Source organism: Wolbachia endosymbiont (group A) of Lypha dubia (genome assembly GCF_964028575.1).
GTDB lineage: Bacteria > Pseudomonadota > Alphaproteobacteria > Rickettsiales > Anaplasmataceae > Wolbachia > Wolbachia pipientis.
The window spans coordinates 1,513,978-1,529,091 of record NZ_OZ034796.1; the positions used below are offsets into that span (position 1 = coordinate 1,513,978).

Genomic DNA, 15,114 nt, shown 5'->3' on the forward strand with positions numbered 1-15,114 from the left:
TCTTTATTTACCCACATAATTAGTTGATTTTTTAATTAAAATTGTTAGTATTATAGTATATTTTCTAAAAATGTAAAATTATGCCATGGGAGAACGAAAATGTATTTATAGCTGAAAGTCAAAGTTTAGATGTAGATGAACAGCAGAAAAAGGATATTTTAGATGTGATTGAATCTTGTAGCAGCTTTCAAGAGACTATAAAACAATTGGAGGAAAAAAATTTAATCTGGTATTTTATTGGCCCTTTACGCAAAGATGAGAACATTACAGGACAGATAAATTTAAAGTGGGAAAAGGAGTTCCAAAAATTTGAGCAATCAATAAATGAAACACATAGAGAATTTGAAGCATCTTTACCAAATCAAAATTTCTTAGCGTATTCAACAAAAGATGATGACTTCAAAATTAGATTTGAAAATGAAGAAAAACCAATAGAAATTAGCAATATTTTAAGAGCTAGCAGTGAAGGTAAGGTTTATAACATATCTTTAGGGAAAGATAGTCAAATAACTGCAACCAAAAAAGGCAGCGAAAGGCACTATGATTTTACTGGTTCAAGCTCATGTGAAATGACCATTAATTGGCAGGCTAAGGATTCTGAAGGTAACAGCATAGACTGTAGCATGACCGTAAAATTGGATTCTGGTGGTATACAGAGTGTTATTGGTGAGCCAAAATTTGGAGGAATAACGAGTTCAGAAGAAGTATTAAAGTTAGTTGGACAAAATAAAGAAGTTTTTATCAACGGAAAAACTCTGTATCAAGCTTTTACTGGCATATCCAAGAGTGTAGACGATCAGCAAGTACCAGCAGAGGAAATATTTACAAAAGATCTACATATATCACCACAGTCACCTACACCAAGCAGCAGTGGGTATTCCTCTCCTAGCACACCTTCTTCACGTAGAAGTTCTATATCCACCAGCAGTGAATTTAGTGATGAAGATGAAATATTTGAGGATGATATGTCTGGTGATGAAGAAGAGTATGAGCAAGAAGGATTAAAAGATGAAGTTGAGGAATTAGAGGAAGAAAAAGAAACATTTGCTAAATATTTTGCAGTGCAGGCAAAGCAGCTTGAGGATCTAAGATTAGAACGTGACTCCTTGAGAGATAAAGTCAATGAACAACAGCGAGCGATATTTGAAAGAGGTCAAAGAATAAAGGAACAAGAGGAAGAACTACAGGATAAAAATGATGTAATAAAGAACTTAAATGATCAGTTGAAAGATAAGGAAGGTGAAACAAATGAGGCAAATAAAGAATTACAGAGAAAATTGAAGCAAAGTGAAGCTAATTTAACTGTACTAAAGGAAAAGAATGCAAATTTGGAGAATGACCTGAAGAAAATAGTGGAAGGTTTAAAGGATGATCATAAAAAGCAGTTGGCAGAACAGTTAATGGAAACAAAAAAGGAAAACAATACATTGGCTGAAACGGCGAGCCAATTGTCTAAAGAATTAAATGAATTACAGAGAGAAAAGGAAGATTTAGAGAGGGAAATTCGACAACTTGAACCTGGAAGATCACTTGCAGATGAGCTAAGCGAAGAAAATACGAAGAGGGAAATAGAAAAACTTCAATATCAACTTAAGGAAAAGGAAGGGATGTTAACGTGTACACAGGAAGAGCTGGCATCTGTCAAAGAGAGTCTAGAGCAACTGCAGAACATATTACAGCAGGAAAAAGGTCAGGCAGCTACATCAACTCAAACTGAAGTTGAATATGAAAGTAGAGGAACAAGCATGCAGCAGCAAGACCAAGGTATACAAGCTGTAAACAACAACTCAAGCAGAACAGCTAGTGGGTTAAGACAAGAAAACAAAAAATTGACTAGAGACAAACTAACTATATCTGAACAATTAAAACAAAAAATAAGAGAGATTGACGAGTTAAAGAAAAATTTAAAGCAACTGCAAGAAGAAAATAAACAACTAAAACAAGAAGTTACCAAAAATGCAGGAGTTGATGCATCATCTTCAACAGGTCAAAAAGAAGCTAAAGAAGCAGAAGTTATACCGCAAAACATTATGGATTGGCCTGTTCCAATTCCAGATGATAAACCGGAAGAGCAGAAAACTCCATTAGAGCCAATCAAGGTAAATACAGAATTATCAGATCCAAAATCAATCCCTGCTGAGGGTCCGGAAAAATCTCCTCCTCTTTCAAAATGATGAGTTTTGCTTCTATAGCTGACCCAAGCAACACGTCATCCCGCGATTTATTCGCGTTATCTCAGCCGCTAACACGTAGCGGGATACTTAACCGTCATACCGTGATTTATTCACAGTATCTCTTAGCCACTAACAAGCAGCGGGATGACAGCAATCCTACGTCATGCCGCCGCGGTACCTCTAGATCCCGCTAACTAGTAGCGGAATGACGAATTTTTGTTTTTCAAATTATAGCTAAACATACTGTAATTGCTATTGAATGATGGAGAGACATACTCCATTATTTTAGCACGAAGTAACAAATTCAATGAATTGGTTCTTCAAAAATAATTTAAACTTTTACAGTAGGTCATGAAATATTATAGCGATCTCATTAAAAGAAACTTTTATAAGTATCGTTGATGAGAAAGGAAAAGTTGTTAAGGAAGAAGTTGTTGCAAGCGAAAGTAAGGCAATAGCAGATTAGCCAAGGCAAAAAATACGAACCCATAGGAATAGAAAGTGGATAGTTGTCAATATCAATGTGCAAAGAGTTAAGGAGTTTTGGATTACCAGTAATTTGTGTAGATGCAAGGCATATGGCAGCAGCGTTGTCTGCAAGAATCAATAAGAATGATAAAAACGATGCGAGGGGTATAGCGCAGATGATGAGAAGTGTTAGTAAAATCAGTTGTCAAATTAAAATAGCGCTTGGAAGCAGAAGACAGCTAATGTGTAGCAAACAGCAGGTTATTGGAACAATAAGAGGGTTGTTGAAGATACATGGTCGATAAAGGATCAAAATTTGAAACTTTCGCTTTAAGAATACAAGAGGCAATAAATAATTTGGATGAAATCAGTAGGAGTTCAATTGAAGCGTTAGTTTGTAGTTTGGAAGCAATAGAAAAGTCATTAAGAAAGCTTGACAAAATGCTTTCAGAACAAGGTGAAAAAGACGATGATTGTAAATTGTTAACTGCTGTTCCAGGAGTGGGGATTATAGTAGCAATGACGTATAAAGCTGCAATTGATAACCCACATAGGTTTGAGAAATCTGATACAGTTGGAGCATATATAGGGTTGACACCAAGGCAATATTCTTCTGGAGAAGTTGATCGGCATGGCAGCATATCAAAGATGGGACCAGCGGAATGTAGAAGTATGTTATATGAAGCTGCACAAACAATGCTTACAGTTACCAAGAGGACATTTAAATTAAAAAACTGGGGTTGCGAAGAAAAAAGGAATGAAAAAAGCAATTGTAGCAGTAGCAAGAAAATTAGCTGTAATTATGCATAGGATGTTGGTTGATAAAACAGAATTTTATTATCAATAAACATCAAAAGAGCATAGGACAATAATTTTATTGAAAATAAAGATAGCAATGCCGATGGAAGGGACAAGCAAGAACTTAGTTAGACTTCGTGGTAAATATGTTGCCGTCCACTTCCGCCTAACAAGTATAATGCGGCTTGACAAATTTATTGTCATCTCAGACCGCGGAGAGAACCATATGCTACTTTTAACTTATGTAAAATTACCAAGGATTATGGAGAAGATATGCTGTTTTGATTTGTGTGAAAATTATTGTTGACTTATGTGCAATTAGAGAACCTAAGTCACTTTAGCTATAATTCAGAATTGAGAGCTTTTAATAACTCTCTAACTCCCACTTAGGTCTTGGTGCAAAATTGAGAGAATCTATATAGCTTTTCTGTAACATTTCAATTCCTGCCCATCCAACCATTATTGCATTATCTGTACATAGGTTGTTGGGAGGAAAAAATATGTTTAAGTTTATGTGTTGTTTTAATTTTTCTCTCAAGAAATTATTTGCTGCAACTCCGCCGGTAATCACAAAGTCATTGATTTTGATATTTAAAGATTCGGCCATAATAATCGCATTACTAACCCTGTCCAGCAGTATGTCACTAATACACTCTTGAAACGAAGCACATACATCACACACATCTTGCTCGCTCATTTTAAGTTCTTGTACTAAGTTTTTTACTGCTGTTTTAATCCCAGAAAACGAAAAGTTACATCCAGAACGTTTTATCATTGCCCTTGGCAGTTTGAATCTTGTGCCATTGCCTTTTTTAGCCAACTTTTCAATTAATGGGCCTCCTGGGTAGCTTAAACCCAGCATCTTAGCAACTTTATCAAATGCTTCTCCTAGTGAATCATCGAGCGTTTCTCCAAGTTTAATGTATTTACCTACATCCTGTGCAATTAAAAATTGACAGTGACCACCTGATATTAGTAGGACTAAAAATGGAAATTTTACCTCATGCAGTAACCTAATAACCAATGCATGCGCTTCTAAGTGATTCACTGCAATGAACGGTTTTTGTGCTACATGCGCAATTGCTTTAGCCATCATTGTACCAACTATTAATCCACCTATGAGTCCTGGTCCTGATGTTGCTGCAATTGCATTGAGGTCACAAAAGTTAAGGTTAGATTTTTCCACGGCGCTTTTTATTAGACCACTTAAATGCTTCATATGAGCACGTGAAGCTATTTCAGGGATCACCCCACCACGTTTTTTGTGTTCTGCTTGGGAGAGAATTTCGTGAGCAAGGACTTGCTTGTCACTATTTACAATCGCTACTGCAGTTTCGTCGCAGCTTGTTTCAACAGCTAAAATGGTTTTCATGTATATTCGAGCACTTTATTATCAAAACTATATCTTGAAACGCTGTAGAAGTTAACTGCAAAGTTAACTTCTACAGCTAAAAGATTTACCGACAACCGTCATCCCGCTGCTTGTTAGCGGGATCTATACCGCGAATGAATCCACAACTGTACGAACGTTGTGATTTGAGAGCAATTTCCACTAGGAAGGTGTCATTCCAGTGCCTCTATGATGTTATCCCAGTGCTTGACACTGGGATCCAGCTTTTTCATAATCATCAAAATGTTGTATTTTTACATAAAATGGCTATTTTTATGCTTACCAACTTAATAAAATTCCTGGATCCCAGTGTCTGGGCACTGGGATGACACCCCACTGGTAGGAATTGCTCCCAAACTACAACGTTCGTACAGTTGTGGAATGAATCGCGGTATGACGATTCGCGGCGGTATGACGTCTGGCCTGCACTATAAGCTAATCATCATCTCCAAATATAGAGCTAATTTTTTTGCCCCCAGGAGAAAATTTATTAGTCCAACTGCTTTGCACTTTGGTTACGTCTTTAGTGGCAGTTTTATTGCTGTATTCCTTGATTTCCTTATCTATTCTCTCCATCATTTGTGAATCAAGGTAGCTCTTTTTCCATTGGCCAGTAGCAAGGAACACTTTGTTTAAGTCTTGAGTGCGGATTAAGTATTCTTTATCTTTAGGGTAAACCTCCTGCGCCCAAGCAAATAGCTCAAAATAGCGTGCAAATAATTCAGATGCACGTGATTTTGCAGTTTGATAAGCCTGTATCTCCTTAAATATAACTTGGCCGATAATTTTCTGCACAAGAATATTTGCTTGCTTTAGGTTCTGCTCAATATCTTGATAAACTTTATGGAGAAATTCCTGTTCTAAACTTAAGTTCAGTTCATTTTCAACCATATGTGAAAGTTCATGCACTATAATATATGGGTTTGACCTTCTTAGCACAATAACATATCTATTTACACCGGAAGACCTGATTGTCTTACACACTCCCTCTTCCATATCCACTAATCCCTCTTGGTATATTTCAAATGAGAGCCTGTTTTGCTTTATTAGTGATAAAGTGAGGTTTAATGTGTTCCTGAACTTCTCAAATTGATAGAGATATTCGACATACCGTATTGCATTTTCACTGCTTCCTACTTGAGTTGCTTGTTTTATTAAATTCCTGATTAGCATACCTTATTATTAAAGGAATTTTTTTTATACTCAAGAATTGATTGGCTACAAAGTGTTTTTAGGAAGCCTGATTGCATAGCTAAAGTAATTCATGTTTACTGATAACCGTCATACCGCTGCTTGTCAGCGGGATCTATGGTGAGATACCGCGAATGAATCCATAGCTGTACGAACATTCATTTTTGAAGGTAAATTGCACAGCAAATGGTGTCATTCCAGTGCTCTTTTTTTGTCATCCCAGTCTGGGATCTATTTTGCATGTAACTCCAATTGTGTTTTGGCATAAAACGCGACACGTATTAGACTTATTTGCAAGCAAAGCTTGCTAGATCCAAGTAGTCAGGGCACTGGAATGACACCATAGGGGCACTGCCGTCATAAAGGAACCAGTGTCAGCTACTTGGATGACAGCTAGCCTAACAACCGTCATCCCGCTGCTTGTTAGCGGGATCTAGAGATACCGCGGGGTTGTAAAGTAATTTTTTACATCTAATGCTCGGCCAGTGCCTGCATGATACCACGTATTATCTATACCAAGGTGTTCTGCTTGTAGATATTATACCAACAATCCACTATTTTTTTTATGTCTTGTGGTTTAGTTTCTGGACCTATACTGATTCTAATTGAACACTCTGCTTGCTCTTTTGTTGCCCCCATTGCAAGCAAAACATGGGAAGGCTCAACTTTTCCAGAAGAACATGCGGAGCCATTACTAACTGCAATATGATTCAAGTCAAAATGCATAAGCTGCACATCACTCTTTACTCCTGGCATATAAATAAAACTTGTGTTTGGCAGCCTCTTAGAGTTTTTACCGAAGATTCTTATGTCACTGGCAAGATTTAATAATTCACACTCTAATTGATCACGTAGCTCCTTTACTTCATCCATTTTTGATAGAAGGTCTGGAATATTTTGCAGTGCAGCAGAAAGGCCTGCAATCGCAACAATATTTTCCGTACCACCACGAAATCCCTTCTCTTGTCCACCACCTATTATAATAGGTTCTATCGCAAGTTCTTTATTGAATATTAAAACTCCACTGCCTGCTACACCGCCAAATTTATGGGCGGATAAAGTGAGTAAATCCACTCCTAGATCTTCCATATTAACTTTAATTTTCCCAACACTTTGAGCAGTGTCAGTGTGGCAAATTGCTCCAAACTTGTGTACTATTTTAGCTATTTCCTCAATAGGTTGAATAACTCCGGTTTCGTTATTTGCCATCATAACTGAAACTATTGCTTTGTTTCCTTTAAGTTCGCTTAGAATTTTTTCTAGCTCTAAAAAGTCAACAATGCCCTCCTGATTAACAGGTATTATATATGGATTACATGCAGAATTAAGAATTGAAGGATGCTCTATAGCTGAAATTATATGCAGGTAGCCTGCTATTCCTCTCATAACAAGGTTATTCGCTTCAGTTGCACCAGACGTAAAAACTATTTCTTTATCACTTGAGACGCCAATAGCACCACGTACGTTATCTCTTGCATCCTGAAGAATCTTCCTCGCTTCTTGTCCTCTTTTATGTAGTGATGATGGATTGAGCGTTTGTTTTAACAAGACCTCAAATATACTTTTTTTTACATTTTCACTAATTGGAGCAGTTGCATTGTAATCAGCATATACGCAACCACTATTTTCTAAAGAGAATGGACTCATCTGTCACTTAAATAAGTTTACCATCAACTATAGCCATAACTATGTACGTTAGCTTTAACACGATAAAAAATTTATTGCAAAAACAGCGAAATTAATACATAATTAATAACTCACGTCATTAATACCTGTCAAGCGGGTTCTTATTAGGGGTTACCATGGTTGAAGTTTTTTTGAATAATGCAACAAGAAAGATAGAAGGTGAATACCACCAAAGCAAAGATGCCAACGCGCCGGTTGTGCTGGTTTTACATCATCATCCTCAATATGGTGGTAATATGGATAGTAAAATTGTACATAGTACATATACGTCTTTTATCGATAACAATTTTTCTGCATTGAAGATTAACTTTCGTGGTGTGGGAAAATCTACCGGAACTTTTGATAAGGGTATAGGAGAATTAACTGACGCTGCGGTAGCCATTGATTGGCTTCAGGAACATAATCCTAGCAATGTTCCAATTTGGATCGCTGGTTTTTCTTTTGGAGCATGGGTGGCTATGCAGCTAACAATGCGCCGCCCTGAGATAGTGGGTTTTATTGCTCTTTCTCTTCCGGTAACTAAGTACGATTTTTCTTTTCTTTCTCCCTGTCCAGTTTCTGGGCTTATAATACAAAGCAGTAATGATACAATCTCAGAAGAAAGCGATGTAACAGAATTAGCAAAAAGGTTGATAAATTCAGTAAGAAGTGATCACATGAAATACCATATAATAGATGATACTAATCACTTTCTAAAGGATAAAGAAGAGGAAGTGACTCAAATCGTGGACAATTATATAAAACTGCGCTTGAATAGTGCAACTATTTCTTTTCAAAAGGTCAAAAAAGAGGTAAGGGTAAAAGAATATGCCTAATCTTTACAAACAAGAGAAATGAGTGTAGTAATATAAATGAAAAGGTTTTGTTATGTTTAAAAAGCTATTATTTTTTGTTTTAGCTGTGTTTATGTTATCGGGGTGTTCCCTAAGTAAACAGCGTAAGTTAAAAAGTCCGTGTATAAAAAGCAATGAAAGCATTTCATGCGAGTTGTACTCTGTTAATGATCATTGGTTAGATAAGTATAAGGCATAGAAATTGTGCTATTTTTCCTATTCACAACTTCACTAATGATCGATCTCTCAATTGGAAAATGCAGTCTGCCTTTTCTGCAAGGAGATGATTGTGTGTTACTATAAGCATAGAGCTGTTATTTTCCTTTACGTATGAATGTAGCAGTAAAAACACGTTAAAAGAATTTGTTGGATCTAAGTTTCCTGTTGGCTCATCTGCAAGTAAAAGCTTTGGAGAATTTACAATGCTTCTTGCAATTGCAACTCTCTGCCTTTCCCCACCCGAAACTTCAGATACCATGCTACTTGCTTTGTTTTCCAGACCAAATTTTTCCAACATTGCTTGCGAATTTTTTTTTGCTTCAGCTTTGCTTTTTCCTGCAATGAGTTGAGGAAGCATAATATTTTCCAACACCGATAACTCTTGTAACAAATAGTGAAATTGATAAACAAAACTAAGAAAATTTCTTCTTACATGAGTTTTATGCTTATTACTGGCTTGTGCGCAATTTATTCCATCTATCGTAACTATACCTGAAGTTGGCTTGTCCAACAAGCCTGCGATTTGCAATATAGTTGTTTTCCCTGCACCTGAATCGCCAATCAGCGCTACTACTTGCCCTCTTGTGACACTTAAGTTGATATCCTTTACAACAGCAGAATTGTTCTTGAAGCTTTTATCTACGGAAGTTAGTTCTAGTGCTACATTACCACCCATGTTTAAAAGATCCAGAAGGCATCTAAGTTTTAGTAATAATTAAACCGAAAAACTGTTACCACAACCACATTGAGACTTAGCAAAGGCATTCTTTATTTGAAAACCAGAACCACTGAGATCCTCAGTATAATCTATAACTGAGTTATTTAAAAATTTTGCTGAACAATTATCAACCATTAATACAGGGTTTCCATTTTCATCATTAATTACTATATCTTTACCTTTTTCGCTAAAACTGGAGTGGCTTCTATAGTCCTCACTTTCTTCATAGTCATCATCTTCGTCTTCGTCATCAAACTCATCATCGTAATCATCGTCTTCATCATCCAAAGATAGATTTTTATTCATTTGATCCATAAGAAAATTGTATTTGAAGCCAGAACATCCACCACCTGAAACTGCAACCCGTAAAATGGAACTCTTATCCCCTTCCTGCTCTGCAAGAGAGTGGATTTTTTTTAGTGCATTATCAGTTAAGTTGATGTTGTAATTTGTTGACATAGTAACCACCGTTTATTATTGATAACTTATTATAGTAGAAATTTTACATGTCAAACAATAATTTTCTATTAAATTATGCATGTTTTCCAAGCAAAACAAAAGGGAGATACTTCAAAGAGCCAGAAGATGAGAATCGCAGCTGCTTTCAGCGTGATAGGGACCGTATCATTCACTCTAATGCGTTTAGAAAATTGGAGTACAAAACACAAGTTTTTATCAATTATGAGCACGACTACTATCGCACTCGGCTTACTCATAGCCTTGAAGTTGCACAAATTGCAAGGTCCATTGCGCGTAGACTTGGCTTAAATGAGGATATCACTGAATGCATAGCGCTCGCACATGATCTTGGTCATCCTCCATTTGGTCATGCAGGTGAAGATGCTCTAAAGAAATCAGTTCAAGATTTGAATCTTGATAATGAGAAGTATGAGTTTGATCATAATGTTCAAGCTATAAGGATTTTAACTTATCTTGAACAAAAACATGCTGATTTTGATGGTATGAATCTAAGTTGGGAGGTGATTGAAGGAGTTGCAAAACATAACGGTCCCTTGCTTGGTCAAAACGCGGAGTCTTCTACAAGTAATCAGCTGTTATTAGAATACAACAAAAAATATGATCTAAAACTTGAAGAATTTTCAAGCATTGAAGCGCAAGTTGCTTCAATTGCCGATGATATTGCTTACAGTGTTCACGATCTTGATGATGCACTCAGGGCGAATTTAGTAACCATCGAAGATTTGCTGAATGTTCCTTTAATTGAAAAAATGTTTAAAGACATAAGGAGCAGATATTCAGAATTGCCTCAGAGCAAACTCATACATGAATCACTGAGTGGAACTATAGGAACTATGATAAGTGATGTTGTTTCTCAGACTGAAAGAAATATTGAAGATCACAAAATAAAAAGCGTAGAAGACGTAAGAAGTCTAAATAAAATGCTAGTCACATTTTCACCAGAAGTTGCGAATGCTACAAAAGAAATGAAAAGATTCAACATGGAGAAAATATACAGAAGCTATAAACTGAGTAGAACGATGAACAAAGCAAAACGCATAATACAGGAACTCTTTCAATGTTTTTATGAAAACCCAGGATTACTTCCCACAGAGTGGAGCAAACTCGCTTGTGAATCTCAGCGTTCAGTAATAATATGTGACTATATCTCAGGTATGACAGATAGATTTGCTATACACGAGCACAGAAGAATTTTTGATACCTCATACGAAATGACTTCTTTCTAATGACTGATGATCATTTCATGTCAATTGCATTAAGGCTTGCAGAAAAAAATCTTGGAAATGTTGCACCAAATCCTGCTGTCGGGTGTGTTATTGTAAAGGATGGTACAATTGTTAGTGAGGGATACACAGGGATTGGTGGGCGTCCGCATGCGGAGGTAGTCGCTTTGCAAAACGCTAAAGATTCAACTCATGGCGCAACTATATATATCACTCTTGAGCCATGTTGTCATCACGGAGTCACGGGGCCTTGCACTGCAAAAATCATAAAAGCTAGCATAAAAAGAGTAGTAATTGCAACTATTGACCCAGATAGTAGAGTTTCAGGCAGAGGCATGAAAGCTCTGAAAGAAGCAGGAATTGAAGTTGAGAAAGGTATTATGCAAAAAGAGGCAAAAGAACTGAATGTCGGTTTTTTCACCACTAAAGAATTACATAGACCATTTATAGCTTGCAAAGTCGCAACAACTCTTGACGGAAAAATCGCAACATTTACAGGCGATAGCAAATGGATAACAAGTGAAAATACGAGAAACTGGGTGCATGAGCTCAGAACGAAATATGATGCAATTATGATTGGCAGCAATACTCTTATTAATGATGATCCACTCTTAACTTGCAGATTACCAGGACTTGGAAGTAGATCGCCAATAAGGCTAATTATAGATAGCCAAGGGAGATTAAAGGAAGAGCATAACATTGCAAAGACTGCAGACAAAGTAATAACTTGGGTCATCACAAATAAAGAAGTAGAGAAAAAAATAAAAAACATTAACTACTTAGTAGTTAATTCAAGCAACGCAGGTAAGGTTTGCCTAAAGGACATGGCATTAAAACTTGTTTCAGAAATTGGTATAACAAGATTATTAGTTGAAGGTGGAGGAGTGTTAATCACAGAACTATTAAAGTGTAATTTAATCGACAGGTTGATAATATGCCGCAGTGGTAAAATTTTAGGCAATGATGCCACTCCTTTTGTAGGAGATTTAGGGATTCAATTCATTAACAACTGTTATCAGTTTAAAAAAACAAAGATAATAGAGTTTAGTGAGGATATAGTTGAGGTTTGGGATAGGTCGTCATAATCCTTACATACTCAAACAGTAAAAAAAAGGTATCCGTTCAGCGGAGCGGTAAAATAAAAAGTAGACAAGGAGTGCTAAAAACATAATATCACAAGTAGTATTTGTGGTAAATATGTCTGATCTACTAGCTAGTCTTCTCAAGCTCTGTGAAAGCTTTAAAATAGAGATAGAGCAACTAAAAGCAGAGATAAAGAGGTTAGAGATAGAAAACGAAAATTTTAGATCTGAGAATAAGGCGCTAAGAATCGAAAATGCTGAATTGAAAGAAAGACTAGGTCTGAATTCACAAAATTCATCGATACCGAGCTCAAAAGAGTTATACAAGCTAAAGAAGAAAAAGAAAAAAAGTGACAGGAAAATAGGGGCACAGATTGGGCATGAAGGAAAGTATCGCCCCAAAATGGAAGCAGATGAAGTGGTGAAAATAGAGTTCTTGCGAGTGCGGAGGAGAAATTGCGATATCGAAAGAGCCATACATTCATCAAAAAGTTGATTTGCCAGCTTATGTTGTGGAATACCAATGGCCGCTGTTGCAAGTGTGGAAAAAGAAAAAGTAGCAGGCTACCAGAAGGTGTTACTGCGGATACATTTGGTCCAAAAGTTAAGTCAACAATTGCGGCGCTGAGCGGATTTTACAAGAACTCGAAAAGAGAAGTAGCAAATATTATAAAAAATATTTTCAACCTGGACATCAGTGTTGGTAGCGTGTCAAATAGCGAGGCTAGAGTTGCAGAAAAATGCCAAGAAGCATATGAGCAAATCGAGCAAGAAGTAAGTAAAAGTGAAGTTCTGCATATCGATGAAACGAGCCATTATAACAAAGGTAAACTTGGTTGGTGCTGGATGTTTGCCAGTAATACAGCAAGTTTTATAAAATTGACAGAGTCAAGAGGAATGAAGGTTTTACAAAATAGTAAGTTCTGCAATCGCAATAGCTTACGACAGGTACGCAGCATACAACTACTTTGCCGATAAGAACAGGCAAATCTGTTGGGCACATTTATCAAGAGATTTTGAAAGATTAGCACATAGTTGAAGTTAAAGTTCTGGGCTGTTACTTAAGAAACGTAGCCACTGAATTATTTGCACTAAAAAAGGCCTTGCTAAAAAATGAGATAGATGTTTTTAGATTTACCAGACGTGCCAGAAAGTTGCAAAAACGTACAAGGTATTACTTGAAGCCGTTTACCTGAAGCAATTGGAGCTTCTCGAGTTGCAAAAAATATTTTGAAATCTGAAAGAATAATGTGGAATTTTTTAGATGACCCAGAAAACATTCCGCTGACAAACAACCATGCTGAACAGCAGATACGGCATTATGTCGTTTATCGCAAAAATTCATATTTTACCCAATCGAAGTGGGGAACTTGAACGGATAATTTCATTATACTTGACATGGAAACAAATGGGCTTTCCAAAACCTCTTATCTATCATCTCTCACACCGCTTAGCTGAACGGATACAACCCAAGAAAGGTTTTTCTACGTCATACCGCCGCAGTATCTCAGCATAGATTCCGCTAACGAGTAGCGGAATGACGAATTTGTTGTTTTTCAAATTGTAGGTAAACCTAAGCCACTTTAGCTATATAGGGTCACAACAATAGATTTTTAAGATCGTTTACGGCCTTCTTAATATCTTCAGCCTTGAATATCGCCGATCCCGCAACTAAAATATCTGCACCTGCTTTTATTATATCAGCTGCGTTAGAAAAGTTAATTCCACCATCTACTGAAATTTGTGTTTTAAGGTTACGCTCTTGTATCATTTTTTTTATAGTAGATATCTTGTTCAACTGTGAATGAATAAATTCCTGCCCTCCAAAGCCAGGGTTGACTGTCATAATCAGCACAATATCTAGCTCATGTATTATATATTCAAGCACACTTGGGGAAGTTGAAGGAACAATTGAGACTCCAGCTTGAATCGGTTTTTTTGCATCGTTTACATTTTTGTATGACTTTATCTTTCTTATCAACCTCTCAAGGTGTATCTCTGCTTCTGCATGTACAGTGATAATATCAGCACCAGCATTTATAAAGCTTTCAATGTGGTTACCAGGAGATTTGACCATTAAATGCACATCAAAAGGAAGATTGCTATATTTACGTATTGCAGAAACAACGCTAGGACCAATTGTAATATTTGGAACGAAATTCCCATCCATAACGTCTATGTGTATGTAATCCACACCTAAATCGCTAATTTTTCTTACTTCTTCCCCTAATTTTGCAAAATCTGCTGAAAGTATAGAAGGTGCAATTTTAATACTCATGAGCTGCCTTTTTTGCTAAAAAATAACTTATTTTTAAAACTCTGTCACCCTAAGCACCATCTGAGTAGCTAGAGACCGATATCGGTATGCCTATTTAACTAGATCTTAAATTAGATAAAAAAAGGTAGTCTTGATAAAACTTATTTACAGCAAGTTTTTTTACATTTGGACTTTCTGTTTGTTCTTTTTTGTACCCTAATTTATAGCTTATTGAATCCTTGTATAAACTGATCGTTTTGTATGCTTTGTTCATCTCTCTAGGAAAGATGCCGTTAGCAATTACGACGCATAACCCTGTAGCTGTTGCAAAAGCTAGAGTGGTAAATGCTAGATTTTGTAAAAAATTCCTTCCACTAACTTTTTTTTCCTGTATATTAGCAGAGTGCTGTTTGTTTGACACTTCTTCTAGATATTGATACCATATGTGATTGCAGTTCGTACATTTTACCTTTCTTCCAGATGCACCTATTTGCTCGTGAGATACTAAATAAGTCTTAGTACAATTATAACATTGTATTTTCATAGTACTTACGTATAAAGTAGTAACAAGCCCAAATGATACGAGCTACAAATT

At 36.4% G+C, this 15,114-nt stretch carries 14 protein-coding genes and 1 pseudogene; 8 read left to right on the plus strand and 7 right to left on the minus strand.

What is annotated here, in order from left to right; all coding sequences use genetic code 11:
* The first annotated feature begins 80 nt into the window (after positions 1-80).
* The 3 genes from ABWU72_RS07670 to ABWU72_RS07680 all read left to right on the plus strand — a co-directional run bounded on the left by ABWU72_RS07670 (position 81) and on the right by ABWU72_RS07680 (position 3,452).
* Positions 81-2,174 carry a hypothetical protein gene (locus tag ABWU72_RS07670; protein WP_231115860.1) on the plus strand — a complete coding sequence of 698 codons (2,094 nt, stop codon included), beginning with the start codon at positions 81-83 and terminating at the stop codon, positions 2,172-2,174.
* A 509-nt stretch (positions 2,175-2,683) separates the two neighbouring features.
* Complete coding sequence (locus ABWU72_RS07675; RefSeq protein WP_007552904.1) at positions 2,684-2,947, plus strand: hypothetical protein; 264 nt, start codon at positions 2,684-2,686, stop codon at positions 2,945-2,947.
* The gene (locus tag ABWU72_RS07680) at positions 2,937-3,452 is read left to right on the plus strand and encodes a transposase (RefSeq protein ID WP_155968308.1); all 516 of its coding nucleotides are present in this window, start codon (positions 2,937-2,939) and stop codon (positions 3,450-3,452) included. Before ABWU72_RS07675 ends, ABWU72_RS07680 begins: the two co-directional genes overlap by 11 nt.
* Before the next feature lie 352 nt (positions 3,453-3,804).
* Here the strand turns inward: ABWU72_RS07680 and tsaD are convergent, their stop codons facing one another.
* On the minus strand, positions 3,805-4,812 hold the full coding sequence (gene tsaD, locus ABWU72_RS07685) for a tRNA (adenosine(37)-N6)-threonylcarbamoyltransferase complex transferase subunit TsaD (protein ID WP_155968306.1): 1,008 nt from the start codon (positions 4,810-4,812) through the stop codon (positions 3,805-3,807).
* A gap of 134 nt (positions 4,813-4,946) precedes the next feature.
* Between tsaD and ABWU72_RS07690 the strand changes: the two genes are divergently transcribed.
* On the plus strand, positions 4,947-5,159 hold the full coding sequence (locus tag ABWU72_RS07690; protein WP_213863588.1) for a hypothetical protein: 213 nt from the start codon (positions 4,947-4,949) through the stop codon (positions 5,157-5,159).
* Between the two features lie 106 nt (positions 5,160-5,265).
* Here the strand turns inward: ABWU72_RS07690 and ABWU72_RS07695 are convergent, their stop codons facing one another.
* Both ABWU72_RS07695 and ABWU72_RS07700 read right to left on the minus strand, forming a co-directional pair.
* Positions 5,266-6,003: a hypothetical protein gene (locus ABWU72_RS07695; RefSeq protein WP_213863589.1), complete on the minus strand. Its 738-nt coding sequence runs from the start codon at positions 6,001-6,003 to the stop codon at positions 5,266-5,268.
* A 528-nt stretch (positions 6,004-6,531) separates the two neighbouring features.
* Positions 6,532-7,668: a cysteine desulfurase family protein gene (locus ABWU72_RS07700; protein WP_155968302.1), complete on the minus strand. Its 1,137-nt coding sequence runs from the start codon at positions 7,666-7,668 to the stop codon at positions 6,532-6,534.
* 155 nt (positions 7,669-7,823) lie between these two features.
* Here ABWU72_RS07700 and ABWU72_RS07705 point away from each other — a divergent pair, with 155 nt between their 5' ends.
* Positions 7,824-8,522 carry an alpha/beta hydrolase gene (locus tag ABWU72_RS07705; RefSeq protein ID WP_151808056.1) on the plus strand — a complete coding sequence of 233 codons (699 nt, stop codon included), beginning with the start codon at positions 7,824-7,826 and terminating at the stop codon, positions 8,520-8,522.
* Positions 8,523-8,760: 238 nt separating this feature from the next.
* Here ABWU72_RS07705 and ABWU72_RS07715 read toward each other — a convergent pair whose 3' ends face one another.
* Together ABWU72_RS07715 and ABWU72_RS07720 are read right to left on the minus strand one after the other, a co-directional pair.
* Positions 8,761-9,435, minus strand: a complete 675-nt coding sequence (locus tag ABWU72_RS07715) for an ABC transporter ATP-binding protein (RefSeq protein WP_155968298.1) — start codon at positions 9,433-9,435, stop codon at positions 8,761-8,763.
* Between the two features lie 39 nt (positions 9,436-9,474).
* On the minus strand, positions 9,475-9,936 hold the full coding sequence (locus ABWU72_RS07720; protein ID WP_010081891.1) for a HesB/IscA family protein: 462 nt from the start codon (positions 9,934-9,936) through the stop codon (positions 9,475-9,477).
* A 47-nt stretch (positions 9,937-9,983) separates the two neighbouring features.
* Here ABWU72_RS07720 and ABWU72_RS07725 point away from each other — a divergent pair, with 47 nt between their 5' ends.
* The 3 genes and pseudogenes from ABWU72_RS07725 to tnpC all read left to right on the plus strand — a co-directional run bounded on the left by ABWU72_RS07725 (position 9,984) and on the right by tnpC (position 13,716).
* Positions 9,984-11,183, plus strand: a complete 1,200-nt coding sequence (locus ABWU72_RS07725; protein ID WP_065106726.1) for a deoxyguanosinetriphosphate triphosphohydrolase — start codon at positions 9,984-9,986, stop codon at positions 11,181-11,183.
* A complete protein-coding gene (ribD, locus tag ABWU72_RS07730; RefSeq protein WP_353284032.1) occupies positions 11,183-12,265 on the plus strand; it encodes a bifunctional diaminohydroxyphosphoribosylaminopyrimidine deaminase/5-amino-6-(5-phosphoribosylamino)uracil reductase RibD in 1,083 nt (360 codons plus the stop codon). Before ABWU72_RS07725 ends, ribD begins: the two co-directional genes overlap by 1 nt.
* A 112-nt stretch (positions 12,266-12,377) precedes the next feature.
* Positions 12,378-13,716: pseudogene (gene tnpC, locus ABWU72_RS07735) on the plus strand (IS66 family transposase).
* 143 nt (positions 13,717-13,859) lie between these two features.
* Here tnpC and rpe read toward each other — a convergent pair.
* Positions 13,860-14,540 (minus strand): ribulose-phosphate 3-epimerase, encoded by a 681-nt coding sequence (gene rpe, locus ABWU72_RS07740; protein ID WP_155968294.1) that lies wholly within the window; start codon positions 14,538-14,540, stop codon positions 13,860-13,862.
* 94 nt (positions 14,541-14,634) lie between these two features.
* Entirely contained in the window at positions 14,635-15,063 is a 429-nt protein-coding gene (locus ABWU72_RS07745; RefSeq protein ID WP_353284033.1) for an MJ0042-type zinc finger domain-containing protein, read from the minus strand.
* Between the last annotated feature and the right edge of the window lie 51 nt (positions 15,064-15,114).

Bases quoted from the DNA above. Each gene is read 5' to 3' on its own strand.
- ABWU72_RS07720 (WP_010081891.1), bottom strand. From the start codon at position 9,936: ATGTCAACAAATTACAACATCAACTTAACTGATAATGCACTAAAAAAA.
- ABWU72_RS07725 (WP_065106726.1), top strand. From the start codon at position 9,984: ATGTCAAACAATAATTTTCTATTAAATTATGCATGTTTTCCAAGCAAA.
- rpe (WP_155968294.1), bottom strand. From the start codon at position 14,540: ATGAGTATTAAAATTGCACCTTCTATACTTTCAGCAGATTTTGCAAAA.
- ABWU72_RS07695 (WP_213863589.1), bottom strand. From the start codon at position 6,003: ATGCTAATCAGGAATTTAATAAAACAAGCAACTCAAGTAGGAAGCAGT.
- ABWU72_RS07745 (WP_353284033.1), bottom strand. From the start codon at position 15,063: ATGAAAATACAATGTTATAATTGTACTAAGACTTATTTAGTATCTCAC.
- ABWU72_RS07715 (WP_155968298.1), bottom strand. From the start codon at position 9,435: ATGGGTGGTAATGTAGCACTAGAACTAACTTCCGTAGATAAAAGCTTC.
- ABWU72_RS07700 (WP_155968302.1), bottom strand. From the start codon at position 7,668: ATGAGTCCATTCTCTTTAGAAAATAGTGGTTGCGTATATGCTGATTAC.
- ABWU72_RS07690 (WP_213863588.1), top strand. From the start codon at position 4,947: ATGAATCCACAACTGTACGAACGTTGTGATTTGAGAGCAATTTCCACT.
- ribD (WP_353284032.1), top strand. From the start codon at position 11,183: ATGACTGATGATCATTTCATGTCAATTGCATTAAGGCTTGCAGAAAAA.
- ABWU72_RS07670 (WP_231115860.1), top strand. From the start codon at position 81: ATGCCATGGGAGAACGAAAATGTATTTATAGCTGAAAGTCAAAGTTTA.
- tsaD (WP_155968306.1), bottom strand. From the start codon at position 4,812: ATGAAAACCATTTTAGCTGTTGAAACAAGCTGCGACGAAACTGCAGTA.
- ABWU72_RS07705 (WP_151808056.1), top strand. From the start codon at position 7,824: ATGGTTGAAGTTTTTTTGAATAATGCAACAAGAAAGATAGAAGGTGAA.
- ABWU72_RS07680 (WP_155968308.1), top strand. From the start codon at position 2,937: ATGGTCGATAAAGGATCAAAATTTGAAACTTTCGCTTTAAGAATACAA.